The organism is Flavobacterium sp. ASV13, from assembly GCF_000745775.1.
Taxonomy (GTDB): Bacteria; Bacteroidota; Bacteroidia; order Flavobacteriales; family Flavobacteriaceae; genus Flavobacterium.
This window is the reverse complement of the sequence record NZ_JQJY01000009.1, coordinates 43,466-68,406: the sequence shown is the minus strand read 5'-3', so window position 1 is coordinate 68,406 and position 24,941 is coordinate 43,466. Positions and strand designations below refer to the sequence as shown.

The 24,941-nt window shown below is 33.2% G+C and carries 25 protein-coding genes; 14 read left to right on the top strand and 11 right to left on the bottom strand.

The window, feature by feature from the left end:
• Positions 1-127 precede the first annotated feature (127 nt).
• Positions 128-1,093 (top strand): GlxA family transcriptional regulator, encoded by a 966-nt coding sequence (locus GQ47_RS18350; protein ID WP_035651605.1) that lies wholly within the window; start codon positions 128-130, stop codon positions 1,091-1,093.
• Between the two features lie 185 nt (positions 1,094-1,278).
• On the opposite strand, the gene GQ47_RS18345 is transcribed toward GQ47_RS18350, so the two are convergent.
• The 7 genes from GQ47_RS18345 to GQ47_RS18315 form a co-directional block, all read right to left on the bottom strand.
• Complete coding sequence (locus GQ47_RS18345) at positions 1,279-1,932, bottom strand: murein L,D-transpeptidase catalytic domain-containing protein (protein ID WP_035651602.1); 654 nt, start codon at positions 1,930-1,932, stop codon at positions 1,279-1,281.
• 121 nt (positions 1,933-2,053) lie between these two features.
• A complete protein-coding gene (gene clpX / locus GQ47_RS18340) occupies positions 2,054-3,286 on the bottom strand; it encodes an ATP-dependent Clp protease ATP-binding subunit ClpX (protein ID WP_035651600.1) in 1,233 nt (410 codons plus the stop codon).
• Between the two features lie 166 nt (positions 3,287-3,452).
• Complete coding sequence (gene clpP, locus GQ47_RS18335) at positions 3,453-4,127, bottom strand: ATP-dependent Clp endopeptidase proteolytic subunit ClpP (protein WP_035651596.1); 675 nt, start codon at positions 4,125-4,127, stop codon at positions 3,453-3,455.
• A 316-nt stretch (positions 4,128-4,443) separates the two neighbouring features.
• Complete coding sequence (locus GQ47_RS18330; RefSeq protein WP_035651594.1) at positions 4,444-5,766, bottom strand: trigger factor; 1,323 nt, start codon at positions 5,764-5,766, stop codon at positions 4,444-4,446.
• Between the two features lie 113 nt (positions 5,767-5,879).
• Entirely contained in the window at positions 5,880-6,224 is a 345-nt protein-coding gene (locus GQ47_RS23230; RefSeq protein WP_081909381.1) for a phage holin family protein, read from the bottom strand.
• A 53-nt stretch (positions 6,225-6,277) separates the two neighbouring features.
• Positions 6,278-7,042 (bottom strand): alpha/beta fold hydrolase, encoded by a 765-nt coding sequence (locus tag GQ47_RS18320; RefSeq protein WP_035651591.1) that lies wholly within the window; start codon positions 7,040-7,042, stop codon positions 6,278-6,280.
• Between the two features lie 24 nt (positions 7,043-7,066).
• Positions 7,067-7,780 carry a pyridoxine 5'-phosphate synthase gene (locus tag GQ47_RS18315; protein WP_035651589.1) on the bottom strand — a complete coding sequence of 238 codons (714 nt, stop codon included), beginning with the start codon at positions 7,778-7,780 and terminating at the stop codon, positions 7,067-7,069.
• 117 nt (positions 7,781-7,897) lie between these two features.
• Between GQ47_RS18315 and GQ47_RS18310 the strand changes: the two genes are divergently transcribed.
• The 8 genes from GQ47_RS18310 (at position 7,898) to murI (ending at position 16,340) form a co-directional block, all read left to right on the top strand.
• A complete protein-coding gene (locus GQ47_RS18310; protein ID WP_035651586.1) occupies positions 7,898-8,557 on the top strand; it encodes a CBS domain-containing protein in 660 nt (219 codons plus the stop codon).
• Positions 8,558-8,655: 98 nt separating this feature from the next.
• On the top strand, positions 8,656-9,540 hold the full coding sequence (locus GQ47_RS18305) for an NAD kinase (protein ID WP_035651584.1): 885 nt from the start codon (positions 8,656-8,658) through the stop codon (positions 9,538-9,540).
• Positions 9,541-9,713: 173 nt separating this feature from the next.
• Entirely contained in the window at positions 9,714-10,397 is a 684-nt protein-coding gene (locus GQ47_RS18300) for a type IX secretion system protein PorG (protein ID WP_035651581.1), read from the top strand.
• Positions 10,398-10,401: 4 nt separating this feature from the next.
• Positions 10,402-11,142, top strand: coding sequence for an isoprenyl transferase (locus GQ47_RS18295; RefSeq protein WP_035652056.1), 741 nt, complete (start codon positions 10,402-10,404; stop codon positions 11,140-11,142).
• Entirely contained in the window at positions 11,075-13,828 is a 2,754-nt protein-coding gene (locus GQ47_RS18290) for a BamA/OMP85 family outer membrane protein (RefSeq protein ID WP_035651578.1), read from the top strand. Before GQ47_RS18295 ends, GQ47_RS18290 begins: the two co-directional genes overlap by 68 nt.
• Positions 13,829-13,869: 41 nt before the next feature.
• On the top strand, positions 13,870-14,895 hold the full coding sequence (locus GQ47_RS18285; RefSeq protein WP_035651576.1) for an OmpH/Skp family outer membrane protein: 1,026 nt from the start codon (positions 13,870-13,872) through the stop codon (positions 14,893-14,895).
• 14 nt (positions 14,896-14,909) lie between these two features.
• Complete coding sequence (locus GQ47_RS18280) at positions 14,910-15,413, top strand: OmpH/Skp family outer membrane protein (RefSeq protein ID WP_193745234.1); 504 nt, start codon at positions 14,910-14,912, stop codon at positions 15,411-15,413.
• Positions 15,414-15,563: 150 nt separating this feature from the next.
• Positions 15,564-16,340, top strand: a complete 777-nt coding sequence (murI, locus tag GQ47_RS18275; RefSeq protein WP_035651574.1) for a glutamate racemase — start codon at positions 15,564-15,566, stop codon at positions 16,338-16,340.
• A 2-nt stretch (positions 16,341-16,342) separates the two neighbouring features.
• Here murI and GQ47_RS18270 read toward each other — a convergent pair whose 3' ends face one another.
• Both GQ47_RS18270 and GQ47_RS18265 read right to left on the bottom strand, forming a co-directional pair.
• Entirely contained in the window at positions 16,343-17,578 is a 1,236-nt protein-coding gene (locus tag GQ47_RS18270) for a PorV/PorQ family protein (RefSeq protein WP_035651572.1), read from the bottom strand.
• Positions 17,579-18,910 carry a DUF4270 family protein gene (locus GQ47_RS18265; protein ID WP_035651569.1) on the bottom strand — a complete coding sequence of 444 codons (1,332 nt, stop codon included), beginning with the start codon at positions 18,908-18,910 and terminating at the stop codon, positions 17,579-17,581.
• Between the two features lie 281 nt (positions 18,911-19,191).
• Here GQ47_RS18265 and GQ47_RS18260 point away from each other — a divergent pair, with 281 nt between their 5' ends.
• The 5 genes from GQ47_RS18260 to GQ47_RS18240 all read left to right on the top strand — a co-directional run bounded on the left by GQ47_RS18260 (position 19,192) and on the right by GQ47_RS18240 (position 23,287).
• Complete coding sequence (locus GQ47_RS18260; protein ID WP_238568012.1) at positions 19,192-19,974, top strand: DUF6268 family outer membrane beta-barrel protein; 783 nt, start codon at positions 19,192-19,194, stop codon at positions 19,972-19,974.
• 16 nt (positions 19,975-19,990) lie between these two features.
• The gene (locus GQ47_RS18255) at positions 19,991-20,998 is read left to right on the top strand and encodes a Kelch repeat-containing protein (RefSeq protein WP_035651564.1); all 1,008 of its coding nucleotides are present in this window, start codon (positions 19,991-19,993) and stop codon (positions 20,996-20,998) included.
• Positions 20,988-21,320: a DUF4907 domain-containing protein gene (locus GQ47_RS18250; RefSeq protein WP_035651561.1), complete on the top strand. Its 333-nt coding sequence runs from the start codon at positions 20,988-20,990 to the stop codon at positions 21,318-21,320. Before GQ47_RS18255 ends, GQ47_RS18250 begins: the two co-directional genes overlap by 11 nt.
• The gene (locus GQ47_RS18245) at positions 21,321-22,427 is read left to right on the top strand and encodes a sensor histidine kinase (RefSeq protein WP_035651559.1); all 1,107 of its coding nucleotides are present in this window, start codon (positions 21,321-21,323) and stop codon (positions 22,425-22,427) included. It abuts the gene before it with no gap.
• A 143-nt stretch (positions 22,428-22,570) separates the two neighbouring features.
• Entirely contained in the window at positions 22,571-23,287 is a 717-nt protein-coding gene (locus tag GQ47_RS18240; RefSeq protein ID WP_035651556.1) for a LytR/AlgR family response regulator transcription factor, read from the top strand.
• A 105-nt stretch (positions 23,288-23,392) separates the two neighbouring features.
• Here GQ47_RS18240 and GQ47_RS18235 read toward each other — a convergent pair whose 3' ends face one another.
• A complete protein-coding gene (locus GQ47_RS18235; RefSeq protein WP_035651550.1) occupies positions 23,393-23,911 on the bottom strand; it encodes a gamma carbonic anhydrase family protein in 519 nt (172 codons plus the stop codon).
• Between the two features lie 6 nt (positions 23,912-23,917).
• A complete protein-coding gene (locus GQ47_RS18230; protein ID WP_035651549.1) occupies positions 23,918-24,907 on the bottom strand; it encodes a PorP/SprF family type IX secretion system membrane protein in 990 nt (329 codons plus the stop codon).
• Positions 24,908-24,941 lie beyond the last annotated feature (34 nt).

Genomic DNA, 24,941 nt, shown 5'->3' with positions numbered 1-24,941 from the left:
CAAATTAATAAAAACAAATTTAAAATTTTAGGATTAACTTAAAGTTACATAAAAAGTCATTTTTAGGGTCATTTGAGACAAATTATCTACTTTTGTAAGAATGTAAATCTTTCAAAAAGAAAAAATCATGAGCAAGAAAACAGGTTTAATTGTGCCCCACGACTATAAATTGTTGAGCATAGCAGCGATTTTAGAAGTTTTTGAAACAGCCAATAAATTGAGCAAAGAACATGAAAACCCTTTTGAAATTATGGTTTTTCAATCGGCTGGGCAAATTACTCAGGAACAATTATTTGGCTATAAAGTTCATGTTATTGAAAATTCAGATATTGCTTTAGACTTAATTTTGATTCCGGCTTTTACCACAGATAATATGAGTGAAATGATCGCAAAGAATAAAGATTTTATTCCGTGGTTAAAAAAGCAACATCAAAACGGAGCTGAATTAGCCAGTTTTTGCACCGGCGCTTTTTTGTTTGCTGCTTCAGGATTATTGAATGAAAAATTAGCAACTACGCATGTTGACGCCTGCAGTGCTTTTACAAAGGCTTTTCCGTTGGTAAAATTAAAACCTGAGGAAACTTTAACTGCCGATGGAAGTCTATATACCAGTGGCGGCTCAACCTCAACATTTCACTTATTGATTCTTTTAGTTCAGAAATATTGCGGAAACGAGATCGCAGTTCAAATTGCCAAAATTTTCTCGATCGACTTAAATCGATACAAGCAGAGTTATTTTAGCACTTTTAGGCCAAATCATTTGCACAACGATACTTTGGTTGCCATGTTGCAGCAAAAAATCGAAAGCCAATATCATTCAATTGAAAAACTGGAAGAAATCACTAAAGATATTCCAACCAGCGCTCGCAATATGACACGCAGATTTAAGCAAGTAACCGGAATTCCGCCAATTGAATATCTGCAAAATATTAGAGTCGAAAGTTCAAAAAAATATTTAGAACAAACACAACTTTCAATTTCAGAAATTATCGAAAAAACGGGTTATAACGATCCAAAAGCATTCCGAAAAGTGTTTTATAAAATGGTCGGAATGAAACCTATTGAATACAGAGAGAAATTCAGAGTTCAGTAATTTTATCGTAGAGACGCACTGCAGTGCGTCTAACAATTGATTTAAAAATAATCTAAAAACATTAATATGCATACGTACACGCACTGCAGTGCGTCTCTACAGTAAAAAAACACAGAAAAACACTTATTACGATGCCGTTTCGATCAGGGCTAAACGAGAAGTTTCATTTTCATGACATCCATAAATTAGGATTTAATAACCCACATCAAAACTTTTTTGTTCGTTTTCAAAAGTTCATCTATTTCTTTCATGCTTTCGTTTGAAACTGCCGGACAACCCCAACCTTCAGGAGTTCCTTCTGGATAAACTTCATTCTCAGAAACTGCCTCCCAGGAATGCAAAACGATTGCACGATTTCTCGCATTTGAATTTGTCTTGTCTTTTCCTTGTAAAATATAATTCACTTTAATTCCCCATTGACTAACGCCTCGATCTAAAATAACATATTTACCGAGCGAAGAACAATGCGAATCAAATTCATTACTAATCTGTACTTTTTCTTTGGTTGTTGTCGCGCCCCATCTATTATCTCCACAGCCGTGACTAACCATGCAGGATTTAACAATTGTATTCTTTTGAAAATCATATACAAAAAATCGTTTTAAACCAGAATGCAATCCCAAATCAATTAAAATAAATTTATCGTTATTTAAATTGTTTCGAAGAGCGTACTCTTTTGCTTCTTTGTAAAATTTACTGTAATCAACTTCGACTCGAGGTTTCTCTTCTTTAATTACTTCTGTTTTGTTTTCATTTTTAGAAACCACAATTTCTTTCTTATCTTTTTGATTACAAGATAAAATCAAAACCAAACCAATTACAAAAATCATATTTTTCATGCCTACAATTTACATAAAATCTGAAACGGAAATCTTGCTTAAAAAGTATAAAAAAACCTGCTCAAATAAATGAACAGGTTTAAAAGAGATTTGCCAAAACTTGACAAAGTTATTTTTTAATTTACGAAGCAATTTCCATGCGCTTCAATAAGTTTTTACTCAAAGTATGTTCTGCATATTCTTTGTCGATTGTCAAAGTTGTATCATTAGAACTTGGCAATTCGTACATCGCATCAGTTAAGATAGCTTCACATAACGAACGCAATCCACGAGCGCCTAATTTGTATTCTAAAGCTTTATCAACAATAAAATCCAATGCTTCATCAGTAATACTAAATTCAACATCATCCATTAAAAATAATTTCTGATATTGTTTTACTAATGCATTTTTAGGCTGTGTCAAAATTGCACGCAAAGTTTCTCTGTCTAAAGGATCCATGTGCGTCAATACTGGCAAACGACCAATAATCTCCGGAATCAATCCAAAATCTTTAATGTCTTTTGGAATGATATATTGCAATAAATTGTTTTTATCAATATTATCGACATTTTTAGAAGTTGAATAACCAACTGCCTGACGATTCAAACGTTTTGAAATAATACGTTCTACTCCGTCAAAAGCACCACCGGCAATAAACAGAATATTTTGAGTATTAACCTCAACAAATTTTTGATCTGGGTGCTTACGTCCTCCTTTTGGCGGTACGTTTACAACTGTTCCTTCTAATAATTTCAATAAAGCTTGCTGTACACCTTCACCAGAAACATCACGAGTTATTGATGGATTATCGCTCTTACGGGCAATTTTGTCAATTTCATCAATAAATACGATTCCTCTTTCGGCTTTAGCTACATCATAATCTGCTGCTTGTAGTAAACGTGTCAAAATACTTTCGACATCTTCCCCAACATATCCAGCTTCTGTAAGTACAGTTGCATCAACAATTGCCAAAGGAACGTCTAACATTTTTGCAATAGTTTTTGCTACCAATGTTTTTCCAGTTCCGGTTTGACCAACCATGATAATGTTACTTTTTTCAATCTCAACTTCGTCGTCTAATTGCTGTTGCATTAAACGTTTGTAGTGATTGTAAACCGCAACCGACATAACCTTTTTTGTCTGATCCTGACCAATAACATATTGATCCAGAAAAGCTCTGATTTCTTTTGGTTTCTTTAAAATTAAGTCCCCAATAAGTTTTGCATTTCCGCTAGACTTTAATTCTTCTAATACAATTCCGTGTGCTTGTTCAATACACTTATCACAGATATGTGCATTAATACCCGCAATCAATAAATTAGTTTCTGGCTTTTTTCTTCCACAAAACGAACATTCTAATACTACTTTTGCCATTCTTTATTTAAGTTACTAAGCTGCAAAGATACTAAGTTTCTAAGCTTTTTAATTAAAACTTTAAAACTTAACTCCTTACAGCTTAATATTTTTTTTGTTTAAAGTTTAAAGTTTCAAATTTCAGGTTCGCCAAAGCAACTTGAAACATGAAACCTGAAACTAATTTTTAGCTTCTTCTTAATACTTCATCAATCATTCCGTATTCTTTTGCTTCGTCTGCAATCATCCAGTAATCACGCTCACTGTCTTTATGCACTTTATCAAAAGTTTGTCCTGAATGCTGAGAAATAATGTGATATAACTCATCTTTTAATTTCAACATTTCACGTAAGTTGATTTCCATATCTGTTGCAACCCCTTGTGCTCCTCCAGATGGTTGGTGAATCATTACTCTTGAGTGTGGCAATGCTGAACGTTTTCCTGCTGCTCCGGCACATAATAAAACTGCTCCCATAGAAGCTGCCATTCCTGTACAGATTGTTGCAACATCAGGTTTAATGAATTGCATTGTATCATAAATTCCTAATCCTGCGTAAACGCTTCCTCCTGGAGAATTTAGATAAATTTGAATATCTTTTGAAGCATCAGCACTTTCTAAAAATAATAACTGCGCCTGAACGATATTAGCGATTTGGTCATCAATACCTGTTCCTAAAAAGATAATTCTGTCCATCATTAATCTTGAAAAAACGTCTAATTGAGAAACGTTCAACTGGCGCTCTTCGATAATATATGGAGTCATGTTTGTTGGGTTCATCGCTGCTATGATTTTGTCATAGTACATTGCGTTTACTCCTTGGTGCTTTGTAGCAAATTTTTTGAATTCTTTACCGTAGTTCATATGTATCTGTTTTACGTTTATTTGGTGTATAACTTTTTATTCTCCGCAAAGGTCATACCTTTTTAAAAAGGATGTCAATTTGTCTTATTTCTAGCCCAGATAGCAGTGAAAAGCTTTTTGAAATAGCAACTATTTTTTGTTGGTAGAAAAAAGCGACCAACGGAAGCTCTTTTTATACCTTACAAAAAAAGGCAGCAATGAAAAAACTTGTAACGGATAGCTGGATTAGCTCCTGAAAAGTAATCAAAAATAAATTAAAACAAAAGAGCGTCAGGAAAAAATCCTGACGCTCCATATATAATTGTTTTCTTAGAAATTATTCTCCGTAAGACGCAGCAATAAATTCTTCGTAAGTAACCTCTTTAGTTGTTGGATTAGCTTTTTCTTTAAAGATATCTAACATTTTAGCTGCTACAACTTGCTCAGAAAGTCTTTTCACTTCTTCTTGGTTAGATAAAACTCTAGCCACGATTCCTTGAACTTCTTCGTCAGTTGGATTTGTTTGTCCAAATTGAGCCATTTGCTGTCTGATAGCACCAGAAGTAAACTCTTTCAAGTCTTCAAATGTAATTTGGATATTGCTTTGAGCTAATGCTTTTCCTTCGATTAATTGGAAACGTAAACCTTTTTCAGATCTTGCGTATTCAACTTCAGCTTCTTCTGCAGAAAGTTTTTTCTCTCCAACAGTTTGCAACCATTTTTTCAAGAATTCAGCTGGTAAATCAAATTTAGTGTTCTCGATCAAGAAATCCTGAACATCTAATAATAATTTTTGATCTGCTTGTTGTGCGAATTGAGATTCAGCATCTTCTTTAATTTTAGATTTTAAATCTTCTAAAGAAGCTACTTTTCCTTCACCAAAAAGTTTATCAAATAATTCTTGGTTTAATTCTGCTAATTCAGAACCGTTGATTGCTTCGATAGTAAAGTTTACTTCGATATCTAAACCGTGAACATCATCATGAGCTACTTTTAAGTAATCCATTAATTGGTGATCGTCTTCGAATAAACCTTTTGTGCTAACTCTAACAACGTCTCCAACTTTTTTACCGATGAATTTATCTCCAGCTTTTTTGTTGAAAGTAGATACAGAAATTGTAGTTGTATTGTTGATTCCTTTTTCTTCGTTTGTGAAAGTTCCAGTTAAATCTGAATCAGCTTCAACTTTATCCTGAGGAATTGCTTTTCCAAATTGTTTTTGGATACGCTCAACTTGTCCGTCGATTAATTTATCATCAGCAGTAACGATATATTTTACGATATTGTTTTTAGCTTCTAAATCAATTTCAAAGTTTGGCACTAAACCAATTTCGAATTCAAAAGTTAATTCTTCTGCATCCCAGTCAAGGTTTTCGTTTTCTTTAGCAAGAGGAGTTCCTAAAAGGTTTAGTCTTTCAGATTGAATGAAACGCTCTAAAGCCAAGTCAACTACTTTCTTGATTTCTTCTTGTTTAATAGCTTTTCCGTATTGTTTTTCAACAAGATCTTTAGGAACTTGTCCTTTTCTAAATCCTTTTACTTGAGCCAAAGGCAATTTTTCATTGATTCTTTTTGCTACTTGACCTTTATAATCCATATGAACAACGTTCATAACAATTGTCTCGTTTACAGCGTCTATTGCTACTCTTTTAATATCCATCTTCTTCTTTAATTTACATAATAAAATTGGGTTGCAAAATTATAAAATTTTTGCAACCCAACCAAGTTTTTAATCTATTGTATTAGAAGCAGTTTTAATCTGTTCAATTTGCTTTATTTATCGTCTCCAAGTATCTTATATGTGATAGATTGCAGAATTGACAAAATAACACTAAAAATTAAGGCTGTCCAGAATGAATCGACAGCAAAACCTCCGACAATTTTAGTACAAGCCAAAATCATTAAAGCATTTATGACCAGTAAAAACAAACCTAGTGTAACAACAGTTACTGGCAATGTTAACACTACTAAAATAGGTTTTATAAAAACATTTAGCAAGCCTAAAACTACTGCAACAATTACAGCTGTTCCAAAACTAGTAACCACAACCCCCGTTAAAAGGTTAGATAATAATAAAACTAAAGCCGCTGTAACAAGAAGTCTGAGTAATAATTTCATAGTTTTTCAGATTTAAAATTTATTTAAAAATAATAAAAATTTCATCAAAAGTGCTATTCTTTTAAAAACCCTGCTGTAAGTTCAAAAAACATTTTAGGGTTTTCGGCATGAAGCCAATGTCCGGCATTTGGAATCGTTTCTAATTTTAAATTCGGAAAATGCTTTCTTATTGAATCAATATCTTCATCCTGAATATAGCCAGATTCTCCTCCTCTAATAAATAATGTCGGTTTATCAAAAACCAAACCTTCTGCCAGAGGTTTTCCAATTGCATCCAGATTATTATTAAAAACTTCCAGATTAAATCTAAAGGCTAATTGTCCCGGCTCTTTCCAATATAAATTCTTTAACAGAAATTGACGCGTCCCAAAATCAGGAACATATTGCGCTACAATTCCCTCAACATCAGCTCTGCTTGGTTTTACTGAAAAATCAACTGCATTTAATCCTGCCAAAATATCCTGATGATGCTGTTTATAAAATCTCGGACCGATATCTGCTACAATTAACTTATCTACAATTTCCGAATGTGTTGTTGCAAAAAGCATTGCTACTTTTCCGCCCATCGAATGTCCAAGAATATCAATTCTCGTTAAATTATTTGCTTGGCAATATTCAAATACATCCTGAACCATTGCTTCGTAACTCCATTCATCGGAATGAAAACTGCGTCCGTGATTTCTTAAATCCAAAATATGAACCTGAAATCCGGCTTCTACATATTGGCCTGCGAGTGTTTTCCAATTGTCTGACATTCCCAGAAATCCATGCATTATAACTAATGGTTTTCCTTCGCCTTCTATTTTTGAGTAAAGCATACTTTTATTTTTACTTTGAAAGTTTTATTTCAATTTATTCAAATACATATTTACAACATTATCTAAACCAAGATAAAGCGCTTCAGAAATTAAAGCATGCCCTATTGACACTTCAAGCAAACCTGGGATATTCTCTTTGAAAAATTTGATATTATCCAAACTCAAATCATGTCCGGCATTGATTCCTAAACCTAATTCATTTGCTAATTCTGCTGCTTTTGTATAAGGCTCGATTCCTTTTTTGTTTCCTAAATCATATTGATGTGCAAAAGCTTCAGTATATAATTCGATTCTGTCCGTTCCTGTTTTTTTTGCTCCTTCAATAATTTCCAAAACCGGATCAACAAAAATTGAAGTTCGAATTCCGTTTCGCTGAAATTCCTGAATTACTTCTGTCAAATATTCTTGATTTTTAATTGTATCCCAACCTGCCGAAGATGTAATCGCTCCAATGGCATCTGGAACTAAAGTAACCTGATCTGGTTTGCATTCTAAAACCAAATCAATAAAATTATGCTGTGGATTTCCTTCAATATTATATTCAGTCGTAACAATTGCTTTTAAATCGCGAGCATCCTGATAACGTATGTGACGCTCATCTGGACGAGGATGAATGGTGATTCCCTGAGCTCCAAATTTCTGAATATCGGCAGCTACTTTTAATAAATCAGGAACATTCCCGCCACGTGCATTTCTTAAGGTTGCAATTTTATTGATATTTACACTTAACTTTGTCATATAAATAGATAATTAATTCTAGTAACACTATATTTGTAATGACAAAAATACAAAGTAAAACGTCGTAGTTTTTGGTATTTTTTGATTATTTTGCAAGGAAATATCTTCAATTGATTTATGACAGAAATTACAAACTATATCACCAATGATTTCAGAGCGATTGATAGTCTGGAAACGATAGCATCTGTTCAGGACTTTTTTGCTGATGTCGATTTTTCGCATTTTCCGGTTTTAGAAGGCGGAATTTTTATAGGTAGTATTGCCGCTGACGATATTGAAACTTTCGATACAGATAAAAAGGCAATTGACTACAAATATACTTTAGAACGTTTTTTTGCCCGAAAATCAATGATCTGGCTTGACGTTTTAGAAGTTTTTGCTAAAAATCATACCAATACAATTCCGGTATTGGATGAAAACAATGAATATATTGGATACTATGAAATGGAAGATATCATGCGATTCTTTCAGGAAACTCCATTTCTAAAAGAACAAGGAGGCATCATAATTGTTCAAAAAGGTCTTTTGGATTATTCTATGGGTCAGGTAACACAGATTGTAGAAAGCAATAACGGAAAAATCCTGGGCTGTTTTATTTCTGAAGCTGATTTGGAAAATGTTCAGATTACAGTTAAAATCGGTGTTGGGCCAATGAATGAAATCATCCAGACTTTCAGACGATATAATTATGAAATTATTTCTGAACATCAGGAAGATGCCTATATTAACAGTCTTAAAGAACGTTCTGATTATTTAGACAAATACCTTAATATATAAATTACGAATGTGCCAATGAGAAAATTAGTTAATTAGACAATTTTCACATTTGCAAATTATCTAATTGACACATTGACAAATTATCTAATTTAAAAATAATGAAAATAGCCATTTACGGACAATATTATCAAAACAGCACCGAGCCAATTATAAAAGATATTTTCTCGTTTTTAACCTCAAATAATGTTGAAATAGTTATCGAGGAAAATTTCCTTCAGATGCTTTATGAAAAACAACTCGTAAAAAGAGATTACAAAACATTTTCATCGAGTACGATTTTAGACAATAGTTTTGAAATGCTGATTAGTATTGGTGGCGACGGAACCGTTTTGAGATCTGCAGCTTTGGTACGTAACTCAGGTGTTCCTCTTTTAGGTATTAATGCTGGGCGATTAGGATTTCTTGCCAAAGTTCAAAAAGAAAACATAGACGGTTTATTGCAATATGTTATTGATCAGAATTACACAACATCTGAAAGAACTCTGCTTGGCTTAACTTCTGAACCAGACAATGAAGCTTTCAAAGAACTAAATTTTGCAATGAACGAAGTTACTGTCAGCCGTAAAGACACTACTTCGATGATTACTGTAGAAACGTATTTAAACAATGAATACCTAAATTCCTATTGGGCTGACGGTCTAATTATCTCTACGCCAACCGGATCTACAGGTTATTCTTTAAGTTGTGGCGGGCCAATATTAACACCAGATGTAAAAAGCCTGGTTATTACGCCAATCGCACCACATAATTTAACAGCACGCCCTCTTGTGATTCCTGATGACACTGAAATAACATTACGAGTTACAGGAAGAGAAGATCAATATTTAGTTTCTTTAGATTCCAGAATTTCATCCGTAAAGAACGAATCTATCTTAAAAATCAAAAAAACAGATTACAAAATCAAAATGGTAGAGATTCCTGGCGAAACTTTCCTGAAAACTTTGAGAAATAAACTGCTTTGGGGAGAAGACAAAAGAAATTAAGTCTTTTTCTGACGGCTGACTATACGATAATGCCACTTTTTCTCGTTCTGCATGTATCGAATCCGCATTAAATGTCTCAAAATCATAATGTAAATTGAAAAAAAAGCACATTTAATCAAAGCAACGTTGATTCGTATCGATAATTATTATATTTGCACGCAATTTTGAATTAAATGAAGAAAATTTTTAATTTATTGTTATGTTTTTTCCCCTTTATTACACTAAATGCTCAGATCAATGAGATTGGTGTTTTTCTAGGTGGAAGCAACTTTGTTGGAGACGTCGGAAGTACGACATATATCAATCCAGACAAACTGGCTTTTGGCGTATTATACAAATGGAATAAAAGTCCGCGTCATGCGTATCGCTTTTCTTATACACAATCTACAGTTGCCGGAAATGATTTAGACTCGGATGAAACAGGAAGAAGCAAAAGAGGATATAGCTTCAGAAACAACATCAAAGAACTTTCTGCTGGCTTGGAATTCAATTTTTTTGATTTCAACCTGCATGATTATCACACAAAATTTACACCTTATATATATTCAGGTTTAAGTTACTTTTTTTACGATGATTTATACATAAATGGAGGAGAAACGAGAAAGTACAAAACCTCGAGTTCGATCGCTATTCCGATGACTTTCGGAATTAAATCGAATGTAACACCTCATTTTATTATAGGAGCAGAAGTTGGTGCTCGCTATACTTTTACTGACAATATTGATGGAAGTAATCCGTCAAGCAGCAATTTTTCGAATTTGCGTTTTGGAAATTTAAATAATAACGATTGGTATGTCTTTTCTGGAATTACATTAACGTATACCTTTGGACAAAAACCGTGCTATTGCGCAGAATAATACAATGAATTTACTAGATACTATAGATCGCACCAACCTCCCAAAACACCTTGCCATTATCATGGACGGAAACGGGCGCTGGGCAAAACAACAAGGATTTTTACGCGCTTTTGGTCATGAAAACGGAACAAAATCAGTAAAAAAAACAATTACCAACTGTGCCAAACTCGGCATTGAATATTTAACCCTATACGCTTTTTCAACAGAGAATTGGAATCGCCCAAAACTAGAAGTTGAAGCGTTAATGAAAATATTAATCAATTCATTGAAGAAAGAACTTGTTACCTTACAAGAAAACAACATAAAACTTAATGCAATTGGAAATCTTGAAAAATTACCTAAATCAGCCCAAAAGGAACTTTTAGACGTTATCGAGAAGACAAAAAACAATACTCGTCTTACTCTTACACTGGCTTTAAGTTACGGATCACGAGAAGAATTGGTAAATGCCGTGAGAATCATCAGCGATAAAGTTAAAAATAATATAATTTCATTAGACACTATTGACGATTCAATTATAAATGAGCATCTTTACACGCAAAATTTACCAGACGTAGATTTATTAATACGAACAAGTGGAGAACATAGAATAAGTAACTTTTTGCTGTGGCAGATAGCCTACGCAGAATTGTATTTTACGAATGTCTTGTGGCCAGACTTTAAAGATCAAGATTTATATGAGGCTATCATTAGTTATCAAAAAAGAGAACGTAGATTTGGAAAAACCAGTGAACAAATTAAATAATTTTTTAGTGTTACAAAAAAGAGTACAAATAGTCCTTACCCTACTACTTTTGGGTAGTTTTTCACAAATAAAAGCACAAGATCGAGTTCCTTTTGATCAAGGAAAAAAATATATTCTTGCTAAAGTTTCTGTTGTTGGTAAAATAAGCTTCAATGAACAAACAGTTGTTACCTTTTCTGGCCTTCAAAAAGGACAGGAAATAACAGTTCCTGGTGAAGAAATCAGTAGCGCTATTAAAAAATTAGGCAAACTTGGCCTTTTTGATGAAATTGCATTTTATGTAAATAAGGTAGAAAATGACAGTATTTATCTGGATTTAGATATCGTAGAGCTTCCTAAATTAAACGAAGTTAAAATCGTTGGTGTAAAGAAAAGCAAAGTCGAAGGACTTATTAAGGATAATAATTTGACAAAAAATAAAATTGTCAATGAAAACTTAATTACGACGACCAAAAATTACATTGAAAATAAATACAAAAAAGAAGGTTACTATAACACAAAAGTTATCATTACAAACACACCTGACACTCTTGCCGGAAATCAAGTGAATATGCTTGTCCGAATTGACAAGGGTGATAAGGTAAAAATTAGCAGCATTGACTTCATCGGAAATCAACAACTTACTGATACTCAATTAAGAGCTGCAATGAAAGACACAAAACAAAAAAATGTTCTACGTGTCTTAAAAGCTTCAAAATTCATACCTGAAAAATACAAAACCGACTTAGAAAAAGTAGTTGCTGCGTATAAAGAAAAAGGATATCGTGATGCACGTATTATCTATGATTCTGTGACTTACAATAAGCAGAAGAATATGCTTGCCATTAAAATTAATGTAGAAGAAGGAAACAAATATTACTTCGGAAATATTAAATTTTTAGGAAACACTGTTTATTCTGATCAGCTTTTGCACCGTTATTTAGGAATCAAAAAAGGAGAAACTTACAATGGAGTTTTACTTGAAAAACGTATTGCAGATAAAACAAAACCAGACGCAGAAGACATTACAAACTTGTACCAAAACAATGGTTACCTGTTCTCTAATATTAATGCTGTAGAGGTAAAAACAGTTAACGATACTATTGATTTCGAAATTAGAGTTACAGAAGGTCCTATTGCTTATTTCAACAAAATATACGTTACAGGAAACGACAAAACAAATGACCACGTAATTTATCGTGAGCTAAGAACTAAGCCAGGAAACAAATACAGTAAAGAAGAATTAGTTAGAACAATTCGTGAAATTGGTCAGTTAGGTTTCTTTGACCCGGAATCTATCAAACCAGAATTTAGAAATGTTGATGCCGGAGCCGGAACAGTAGATATCGAATATCAACTTGTTGAAAAAGGATCTAGCCAGGTTGAGCTTCAGGGTGGTTACGGCGGAGGTGGTTTCATCGGAACCTTAGGTCTTTCGTTCAACAACTTCTCGGCAAGAAATATTTTTAACAAAGAATCATACAAGCCACTTCCGATGGGAGATGGTCAAAAAGTAGCACTTCGTTTACAAGGAAGTACCTACTTCCAAACGTATAGTTTATCATTCTCTGAACCTTGGTTTGGAGGGAAAAAACCAGTACAATTTAGTTCTGCGATTTCTTACAGTAAACAGTTCAATAACAATTATGCAACAAGAACTGTTGATAAGAGCAAAAGTTTTAATATTTTTACAGTACAAGTTGGTTTAGCAAAACGTTTACAAGTACCTGATGATTTCTTTGTATTATCACAATCTGTAAGTTACCAGCACTATGACTTAAATAACTATTATACTGGATTGTTTACCTTTGGTAATGGAGCATCACGAAATCTTGCTTATACTATTGGTCTTACAAGAAATAATAAAGGAACAAATCCTATTTTCCCAATTTATGGTTCGGAATTTAGTATTTCAGCAAAAGTAACACCTCCATATTCTTTATTTAACGGAATTAAATATGGAGATCTAGAAAACCAAAAAGAATACAAAACACAATATACAGGAACACCAACATCTGGTGTAGATGGCCAGCCATTAAACACAGGTGATTATGTAAAAACAGAAACTGTTAACGGGCAATCTGGATATGTAAGTGTTGGATCTGACTATGCAAGCGCTGATACAGATGTTGCTAAAGTCGATCAAAAGAAATACAATTGGTTAGAATATTATAAAATTAAATTTAAAGCAGACTGGTATACTAAAGTTTATGGTAAATTAGTTTTAAGAACCCTTACAGAATTTGGTTTCTTAGGAGCTTACGATCAGGCAAGAGGTGTTGTACCATTTGAGCGTTTTTATTTAGGTGGAGACGGAATGGCGCAATATTCAATGGACGGTAGAGAAACGATAGGTCTAAGAGGTTATCCAAATGGATCATTGACTCCAACAAATGCAGCAGGTCAGCAAATTGGAGCAACAATTTATAACAAATTCTCTATGGAGTTACGTTATCCTATTACATTAAAATCGTCAGCATCAATTTATGCGTTGACTTTCTTAGAGGCAGGTTCATCATATCCAACATTTAAGGATTATAATCCGTTTGATTTGAGTCGTTCTGCAGGTGTAGGTTTACGTGTTTTCATGCCGGCATTCGGATTATTAGGGATTGATTTCGGTTACGGTTTCGATGCTTTGCCTAATTCTGTTACCAATAAAGCAAATGGATGGGAAACTCATTTCATTATTGGACAACAATTTTAGACAATTAGCGTTTGGTTAAAAATCATCAATAAAGTTATGTTATGAGAAAACAGTTTTTATTTTTATTTTTAGCCTTGATTGTAGCAAATACAAGTCAGGCACAGACACGAACGACAAGAATTGGCTACATCGATATGGAGTATATTCTTGAAAACGTTTCTGACTATAAAGAGGCAACAGCTCAATTGGAGCTAAAGGCTCAAAAGTGGAAACAAGAGATTGAATCCAAAAAAATAGAAATAAATAAACTCAAAGAAAACTTAAAAGCTGAAAAAGCGCTTTTAACGAAAGAGCTTATTGATGAAAGAGAAACAGAAATAAAATTCATGGAAACGGAGATGATGGATTATCAGCAGAAGCAATTTGGCTCTGACGGGAATCTAATTCATCAAAAGATGGCATTAGCCAAACCAATCCAGGATCAAGTTTTTACTGCAGTGCAGGATATTGCAGAAGCTAAAAATTATGATTTTATTTTTGATAAATCTTCTGATTTGACAATGCTTTTCAGTAATAAAAAATTTGATATTAGCGATCAGGTTATCCGAGTTTTAAATAGAACTGATAAAAGAGAGCAATTGACTAAAAAACAATTGAAAGATCAGGAAATCAAAGAAACTCGTGAAAATGAAATTGACGAAAATCCAGCAATGGCTGATCGCCAAAAAGCACTTGACGAAAAGAGAGCTGCCAGAGAAAAACTAATTGAAGATAGAAGATTAGAGCAGGAAGCGAAGAAAAAAGAATACGACGACAGAAGAAAAGCAATTCAGGCAGAAAGAGAAGCTAAAAAAAATGGCACGGTTTCTGAACCTGCTAAAGCAACAGAAGCAGGAAAAACAACTGAAACTAGTAAAACTGATGCAACAGCGAAACCTGCAACAGGAACTGAAACTTCACCAGCAGCAACTGAGCCAGCTGTAGACAAAGCTGCTGAAAGACAAAAGTTGTATGAACAACGTAAAAAAGAATTAGAAGAAAGAAGAAAGAAAATATTAGAAGAGAGAGAAGCGGCTAAAAAAGCAAAAGAAGCCGAAACACAAAAACCTAATACGACCAATAATTAATTAATATTTTAAAAATGATGAAACAAATCAAAACTTTACTAATTGCTGCCGTTTTAATTTTAGGCGCAAGTAACACAATGAATGCACAGGCTAAGGTTGCCCATGTTGATGTTAGCGAGATTATGTCGAAAATGCCTGCTATGCTAGATGCTCAAAATCAACTACAAAAATTAAGTGGTACATACGACGCAGAATACAAAAAAATGGTTGAGGAATATCAAACTAAAATCAAAAAGTACGAAACTGAATCTACTACAGCAACTGAAGCTGTTAACACAGAGCGTGCTAAAGAAGTTCAGGATATGCAAAAAAGAATTGTTGATTACAGAGACAATGCACAAAAAGAACTACAACAAAAAGATAATGATATCATGAAACCAATTATGGAAAAAGTGAAAGCTTCTATCCAAAAAGTTGGAAAAGCTAAAGGTTTCCAATATGTTTTAGATGGTTCTACTCTTATCTTAGCTGATGGTCCAAACATTACTGCTGATGTTAAAAAAGATTTAGGATTCTAATAAACGGATTTCTTCTTATCAAAAACTGCTCAACGCTAAAAGTTTGAGCAGTTTTTTTTTACAATAAATTAAAATTAAAAAAGAAAATAATTCGTGGATTTCAACTAAATTCAAATACCAATTTATTTCAAAAAATATTAAATTTGTATTATGACAAACAATAATCCTATAGGCGTTTTTGATTCTGGAATTGGAGGAACTTCAATCTGGAATGAAATTCACAATCTCCTTCCAAACGAGAAAACCATTTATTTAGCAGACAGCAAAAATGCACCTTACGGTCAAAAAACCAAGGAGGAAATTGTAGCGCTCAGTAAAAAGAATACAGATTTGTTAATTGAAATGGGCTGTAAATTAATTGTTGTTGCCTGTAATACTGCAACCACAAATGCAATTAGAGAACTTCGTGCAGATTATGATATTCCATTTATAGGAATTGAGCCTGCTATTAAACCAGCAGCAAATAATTCTAAAACTCAGGTTATTGGAATTTTAGCTACCAAAGGAACTTTAAACAGCGAACTGTTTAACAAAACAGCCGAAATGTTTCAGCACACTACTATAATCGAACAAGTTGGTCATGGCTTAGTTCAGCTTATAGAAGATGGAAATTTAAACTCACCTGAAATGACTCAGCTGTTAGAATCTTATTTACAACCAATGATCGATGCCAATATTGATTATCTTGTTTTAGGCTGCAGTCATTATCCTTATTTGATTCCTCAGATAAAAAAAATTCTGCCGGACCACATCCAAATCATAGATTCTGGAGAAGCGGTGGCCCGTCAGACTCAAAATATTTTGCGTGAAAAAGTTGGTTTTTCTGAACTTAAACAAAGGGAACCTGAATTTTATGTCAATTCAAATCCGGCAGTGTTAGAATCAATTTTAGACTATAAATATCCTGTAATTCACAAGGATTTTTAACGTTATTCTATTTTTCGCTTGACGAACCAAATTCCGTCTAACGATAAATTGAGCGATAATTTATGGTAATTTTCTTTTATTAAATCATCCGCTATTCTTCCTTTTTGTCCATATGAATAGGAGATATTCAAGGTGGTTAATGTATTTTCTATCGGAAGAAAAAGTCCAATTGAAAATGCGGCATTATTTACGCGCTTTCCATCCACTTCAAGATAACCATTATCAAAATTGGCTCCCATTGCGTATTGCACCCTATCCCAGTATTTCCGAAAATCTTTTTTGGCACGATATGTAAATCCAAGGGCAAACCGATCCTGATTTACAAAATTCCCGTATAGCTCAGATTGATTGGTTCCGTTCCAAAAGCTTTTTTCATAGTCTAAAGTCATATTCAAATTATTCTTAAAGCGTTTACTAAACCCCACTCCTATTTCCAGGGGCATATAATAATCATCAACATCTGAAGCTACATTAGACTGGACAGTTGTAATAACCTCATCTGCAACAACTTCAACACTCTGTACTTTTGACGCTTTGACTTGAGCTGGCAATTTAATTACTGGAGCAATTGTAAAGGTCGAATCAATTTTGTACTGCGCTCCAAGTGTTGCTCGAAGGCCGTTATAACTCGTCTTTTTGGTGACTGTTGTGAGTGTATTTTGAATCAGGAAATTTCGTTCATCGGCCGTACTTCCAAATAATACTGAGCCAGACAAGCCAACAGAAAGTTTCTTCCCAAATCTATATCCGTATGAAAAATCAAAATTATTTAATCCACCAGATCCAACTGCTGTTAAATAGTAATATTCCTGACTATTTTCTATAGACAATTTTAGATTTGAAATTTTAAAAGCACCACTTGAATATGGACGTAATGCTAAACTAAATCCTGAATTTTTAGTTACAGGAAAAGCAAAAGCCAGGTGTGAAAACTGAAAATTATTTCTTTTTTCTGAGCGAGAACTGCTTTGATAAGTTGTTGCAATAGCTCTTCCTCCAATATCAAACATAAAATGATTTAATGAAGTAAAACCTAACGATGCAGGATTTAAGTTATTGATAAAAGTATCTGAAGGCAAAGCCATTCCTGATGACCCAATTGAAGGAAGAATTCCAAAATCAGACTCATAAACGCTTCCAACGCCATAAAGAGAATATGGCGAACTTGAAATACTTTGAGAAAATGAAGTCAGCGACAATAAAATAGCGCCACATAAATAAATTATTTTACTTTTCATTTAATATGATATATAATAAATTTTCAATTGAATTTTGTTATTCAAATGCTTTTGATCACCTAAGACTATTCGATTTACGGTTTTATAAATTCCGGGAAGAGCTAAAATCAAAGACGATCTTGCATCAGATTTTTTCAGCATTTCCCGCTGCAAAAAATTACCAACCGGAATTGAATATCCTACATCTTCATTGAACTCATCACTCTTTTTGTTCAAAACACCATAAACAGTTGTTCCGGCAGAATTTACTAACGAAGCACTTATTCGGTTTAGATTATCTGCTACAAATACAGACAAAGAATCTGCCAGAGGATATTTAGAAGAATACGTATTATTGACCGGCTTTAAAATAAGTTCTGCATTGACAATCGCACCATTATCTGAAATGCTCTTCAGCTGTTTTATGTTTGGAAAATCGATTCTGCAGGCCACACCTGTCCCCGACTGAATGAAGCCTTGCCGATCAGTGAGCGAACTGGATAATTTACTGCTGGAAATTGGCAAATTCTGGAGCAAAGTTCCCGTTTTATCTGACGAAATAGCATTAAACTGTCTTTCCGGATCTGTAATTGTAAAATCTACGACATAAGATATTTCCTCGGTATCGGCCTGATATTTTGAATAATACAATCGTACTTTGCTAGTTCCCACATGAAAACCAATCATACTCGATGAGTTTGAAGTTGAGGGAACAATAACAAGTCCTCTGAGATATTCTGAAAAACTATCAAAATCTGTAATTTCTCTTTTTTTAAGTTTTTGAAAAAGCGCCGAACCAAATGCATCACTCATTTTTATTGTAATAGAATCTTTTTCGATTGGTCTTGGCTTGTATGAAATACTTCCGATACTTTCACTGTTATAGGTCAGTGAGGAATTATTATAAAAATTCGCATCTTCAGAATTTGGTTTTACTGTTTGCATCACTCTATGAATATCCAACGTCTGGACTTTTGTAGTATCTCCATAATAGTAATTATCATATTTTAAAATCATGGCAATCGAATCGAAAACATAATTGACATTTTCTGTATCTGAACCACCTCCAGAATTTAAAGAATAAGAATCTCCAGCCAATTGGAAATAACTGTTTGATTTTACTTTCCCAAAAACAGGATCATCATAATTTCCAACTAAAATTCTGCTTTTGTTTGAGGTGATCAATGAATCAAAATTTATTGTTGCCATATCCACTGTAACAGTATCAATTAAAATCACTTTGTTGTTGACCGCTAAATAATCTGATCCAACAACAAATTCACCTGCATCAGTATCAGTTCCACATGAAAGTATCGTGATAGCAAAAAAGAACATCAATATAAACTTGTGCATAATAAAATTTTTCGGCAAATATAGAAGGCTGTAATCTGCACCACACTATAACATATACAACCACTGTTTTTTGGACTACAAACAGCAAAAAAGCATCTATGATACAGCAACACAAACCAATCTCCGATTCAACCTCTAAAAAAGGGATTTAGTCTATCAAAAAACGCCATACATATATATTCTTTTTTTTTAAAGCATCAGCCATCTACTTTTGAGCCAATAATTAAGTAATGAGAATAAGGTTTTTAATATGTTCGGTTTTTACAATTTCATTTTTTAGTATGAAGGCTCAAGGAACTTTTTTGGCAGATGCGAATTTAAAAACAGAACCTACTGATAAAATTGATTTTAATGAAAGCAATATTTCGGTAGTATTCAATAAAAAAATACGCGATAAAAATCAGTTCACTAATACATCTGAATATTCTAAGCTAAATGTAAATTATGAGTTTTTGGAATTTGAAAATCTAGATCGGTTTAATCAATTTCAAAACAAAACGGGCTATATACTTAAGGCTTCAGATAAAACAAAATTGAAATTTTCGCTTGCGCCAATGTTCAGTTTTCAGGAAAATTTAGATTGGTCTGATTTTACTCTGCTAGGTAGTTTTGAAGTTAGCCAGCAAGTGAATTCCAGAACAAATATTACTATTGGTGGCGCACGATCAGCCATTTTTGGAGCTGCGAAATTTATTCCTATAGCGACAATAAACTATACGATAAGCGACAAAAGCATAGTTTCGGTTGGTTTTCCGGATTCAAAGATTTCATATTCAAATAATATCCGAAATACATTCAGTTTAACAAACAGTTTCAATGGAAGTTTTTATCATCTAGATCAAAAACCAGCTTTAGATTATGCTGCTTCAAAAATGAGTTTATCACAAATGACATCAGCTTTTGAATATGAAAGAAACGTAGATTCAAATTGGTTTTTGGATTTTAAAGCAGGCTATGATTTTAACAAAAAATACAATCTTACTGATTCTAAAAACCATACCGTATATAATTTTAATACAGGAAATGGATACATTTTTGGCATTGGCATCAAATACAAACAATAAATAAATTTAATACATTATGAATAATTTGAAAAAAGGAATATTATTCGCGACTCTATTTTCGGCTCTCGTTTTTGTAGGCTGCAGTAATGATGATAACGATGATGATTTGATTGGAAACTGGATTAAAAAGTCGGCATTTGATGGCCCGGCAAGATCTAGCGCCACAAGTTTTGTTATTGGCGATTATGCATATGTAGCAACTGGTTATACTGGCGATGTGTATTTAAAAGATTTATGGGCTTATAACTCTAATGGAGATTACTGGGAGCAAAAAGCTGATTTTACAGGTGTAGGAAGAAGTTCTGCTTCGAGTTTTACCCTAAATGAAAAAGGATATGTTGGTCTTGGTTATGATGGAACTAATAAATTAAAAGATTTTTTTCAATATGACCCAACAAGCAACAGCTGGAGTCAAAAAGCAGATTTTGCCGGAACTGGCCGTTATGGTGCGCTTGGATTTCAAGTGGGCGGAAAAGCTTACTTTGGAACTGGTTATGATGGAAATTATCTGAAAGATTTCTATCAATATAATGACCAGACAAACGCCTGGACATTGGTAAATGGTTTTAGCGGAAATAAAAGACGTAATGCAACTGTTTTCGTAATTGGCGACAAGGCTTATTTAGGAACAGGAATCAATAATGGTGTTTATCAGGAAGATTTTTGGGAATTTGACCCAGCCACAGACGTTTGGACAAGAAAGCGCGATATTGACAAAGATACTGATGATGATTACTCCTACAATGATGAATATGCCGTGACACGTTCAAATGCATCAAGTTTTTCTATGAATAGTTTAGGATATATTGTGGGCGGCGATGGTATAAAAACGGTGTGGGAATATAATCCTTCAACTGACCTTTGGACGGAAAGAACTTCTATGGAAGGCGCAACCAGAACCGATGCTGTTGGTTTTGCTATTAATAACCGTGGGTTTTATATGTTAGGCCGAACAGGTTCCACTTATTTTGATGATGCCTGGGAATTTAAACCACTTGACGAACAAAGCGACGATGACAATTAATACCAAAAAACAATTCTTCTGGAGTAAAATCCAGAAGAATTTATTGTTTATTTTATTTGCTTTACAATTCACAGCATGTGCAAAAAAAGAAGCATTTAAAATTGATTCTTTCCCTACCAAAACAGGCTGGGGATATACTATTTCAAACAAAAATAAAATTTTAATAAAACAATCTATTATTCCGGTAATTAGCGATACAAAAAGCTTTTCAACAGAAGACGAAGCTTTAAAAACAGCAGAATTAGTGGTTAGCAAACTAGACCAGAATATGTCACCTACTGTAACGAAAAATGATTTAATTTTATTAAAAATAAAATTCTAAATGAAGATTGACGCCATTAAAAATACAAATTCAAACAAAATTCTATTTCATTGTATCATATGGATTTTCTTTATATTGACTTCTTTAATTCAATTTTACGAAAGTCCTTTCCGAATCAATAATGATTTTTATGCACAATGGGTTACGGGAATTATATTGTTTTATCTGAACTATTTTTACTTGGTTCCGGTTTTGCTTTTAGAAAAAAAATATTGGCTCTACTTTGTTTTTGCTCTCTCGCTAATCATCTTGTTTATGATTATCCGAACAAATTATTTTATTCCGGAATTCAGACATCTTAGACCAGAGAACATGCGTCCGCCAAGAATGATGCCCGATCCACAATTTTTTCCAAAAGGCGCACATTTTAGAACTCAAATAAGACAGCCTTTCTTTTTTAAAGTTGCTCCTTCTTTTTTCTATATTTTAATACTTACGATAAGCGCAATTATTAGAACGCTGACTGAATTTTACAATAATCAGCAAAACAAATTAATTGCCGAAACACATAGAACAAGTACTGAATTGATTTATTTGCGAAAACAAACTAATCCGCATTTTTTATTCAATTCCTTAAACAGTATTTATTCATTAGCACACAAGAAATCTGATTTGGTCCCTGATGCCATCGTGACATTGTCTGAACTCATGCGATATATGTTGTATGAAACTGACAATAAAACGGTGGCTTTAGAAAAAGAAATCAACTATATTCAGAATTATATTGAATTGCAAAAATTGAGGCTTAATAACATTGAGGATATTGTCATAAATGTTCATGGTGATACAAAAAACAAGTTCATCGAACCTTTGCTCTTAATTTCGTTTGTCGAAAATGCCTTTAAATATGGAACCGATTATAAAGGTGCAGCTCATGTCAAAATCAAAATTTTTATTCATGAAAACAGCCTTGATTTCTGGATAGAAAACACAATCGAAAACTATGTAAAAGATCCCGAAAACTCAGGAATTGGATTGGTAAACATTCAAAACCGACTTGATCTTCTTTATCCAAATGCACATCAGCTTGCTATTACACAAGACAATCAATATTATAGAGTTCATCTTCATTTAAATTTAGATGAAATCCAGACCGCCATTAGTTAAAATGAGATTGTGATTGTGCTTAAACGTTAAGAGATAATTATAAAATAAACGCTTATTTTATGAAAATTTTAAAACTTAATTGATTGATTTCAAAGTACTTTTGAGCACCAAAACAAAATTTTTAAAAATCTAATTTCCAGCAAATGAAATGTGTAATTATTGACGATGAACCTTTAGCAGTCGAATTATTAGAAGATTTTGTCAAAAAAGTAGACTATCTTGAATTGGTAAATACTTTCAATAATGCTATTGATGCTGTATCTTTTATCAATCAAAACAATATTGATTTAATTTTCCTCGACATTCAAATGCCTCACTTCTCTGGAATTGATTTTTTAAATACAATTGAAAAAAAACCTTTGGTTATTTTTACAACGGCCTATTCTGATTATGCTGTCGAAGGTTTTAATCTTGGTGCTGTGGATTATTTAGTAAAACCTATTCCGTTTCATCGTTTTTTAAAATCGGTTGTAAGAGCGCAGCAGATTATAAATCCCGCAACAGCAATTCAGGCCATTTCTGAAAATACGACTGTACCCGAATTAGAACAGGATTTTATGTTTGTAAGAGCGGAATATGAAAATGTGAAAATGAATTTTGCAGACATCCTATTTATCGAAGGGCTAAAAGATTACGTAAAAATTTACACTACAGACAATAAATTCACGCTGACTTTAATCAGTTTAATAAAACTCGAAAATTTGCTTTCCAGCAAAGGATTTTCGCGAATTCACAGATCTTATATCATTAATATAAAACATGTCAAATCGATACAAAAAAATAAAGTTTTGATTAGCGATAAACGAATTCCAATCAGTGAAAGCTATAAGACTGCTTTTTTCGAAAAAATCAATTTGTAAAACAATTAAATTTCAAAATAATCCCGATAGCTATCGGGACCCAAATTCCAATTTTGACATTACAATTGGAATTTGGGATTTTTTTATTTTATTATTTTAAAAATTTTATTCTTCGTTTTTAAACCAACCTGAATACATTACATAATTATTTGAAATGCGTTCGATTTCTCCAGCAAAATCAGATTGATTGATATCTTTCACCTTTTTCGCCGGTACGCCAGCGTAAATACTTCCTGATTCGACAACAGTATTTTGAGTTATAACTGCTCCTGCAGCAATAATTGAATTACTTTCGATTACACAGTTATCCATAACGATTGCTCCCATTCCGATTAAAACATTATCTTTTACAGTACAACCGTGAACAATTGCATTATGTCCAATTGAAACATTGTTTCCAATAATTGTTGGATGTTTTTGATAAGTACAATGAATAATCGCTCCGTCCTGAATATTTACTTTATTACCAATTTTAATAAAGTGTACGTCACCACGAATAACAGCATTGAACCAAACACTGCAAGAATGTCCAAAAGAAACATCACCAACAATTGTAGCATTTTCAGCAACATAACAATCCTCTGGAATCAAAGGAGATTTTCCGTTTACAGATTTGATCAACATAGTAAATTAATTAATAGCAGGACAATTACAATCGTAACGTTCTTTTTTACAAAATAAATTGATTCCTAAAGTAATTTGGTGATAAGCACCAGTATCAAATTTCACATCACCCATAACTTGTGAGTACGTATAAGCAAACATAAAATTGTTAAAATTGATTCCAATTATCGGCGTAAAATATTGCAACTTTTGAGCCTTCACACCGCTTCCAGTGCTGTATTGTGCACCATCAAAACTTCTTCTGTATGAAAGTGCAGCCCATAAACTTCCAAAATCCATGTTTTTATAGCCTTTAAAGTTCAAGTCAATTGTTTTTTCTTTTGTCTTGTCAAAAACCTGAAGCAATACAGAAGGTTCCCAAGTATAATTATCATTTTTGCCAAAAACATATCCGGTACTAAACAAAAACTTTCTCAAATTATCACTCTCATAATCTGTATACAATTCTCTTCTTGTTTCTAACAATCCCTGAACTGTAGCGTGTGCGTAAAAGTTCAAATAATTATAAGACGCTCCAACATCAACATTGAAATAAGAATCTTTTTGAATTGAACCAAAAACAATCGGGTCAAAAGTTCCGCCAAATTTAGTTTCATCTAACTGACTCTGAATAACGCCTCCGCTGATACCAAATGAAAGCTGATTCAAATCAAGTTCATCTCTCGAAAACATAATATGGTGAGCATACGTAAGTTTCAATCCTTTTTGAGAATGGTATCCGTTTTTATCATTAAAAACAATAATTCCGGCTCCAGAACGTTCTCCTATTCTGCCATTAAAACTTAAAGTTCCTAGCGATGGTGCGTCGTCTTCTCCAAACCATTGTTTTCTTGCTGTTAATCTAACTTTGGCACAATTTGCTGCACCAGCCATTGATGGATGAATCAAATAAAGGTTATCGGATAAATAATCAGAATAAACAGGAATTCCTTCTTGTGAATACGAGTAAAATGAGGTAACCAAAAAAATAAATAAAACCTTGATTCTAAATTCCATAAAGGCAAATTTGTTTAAGTAAATTTCCGACTCT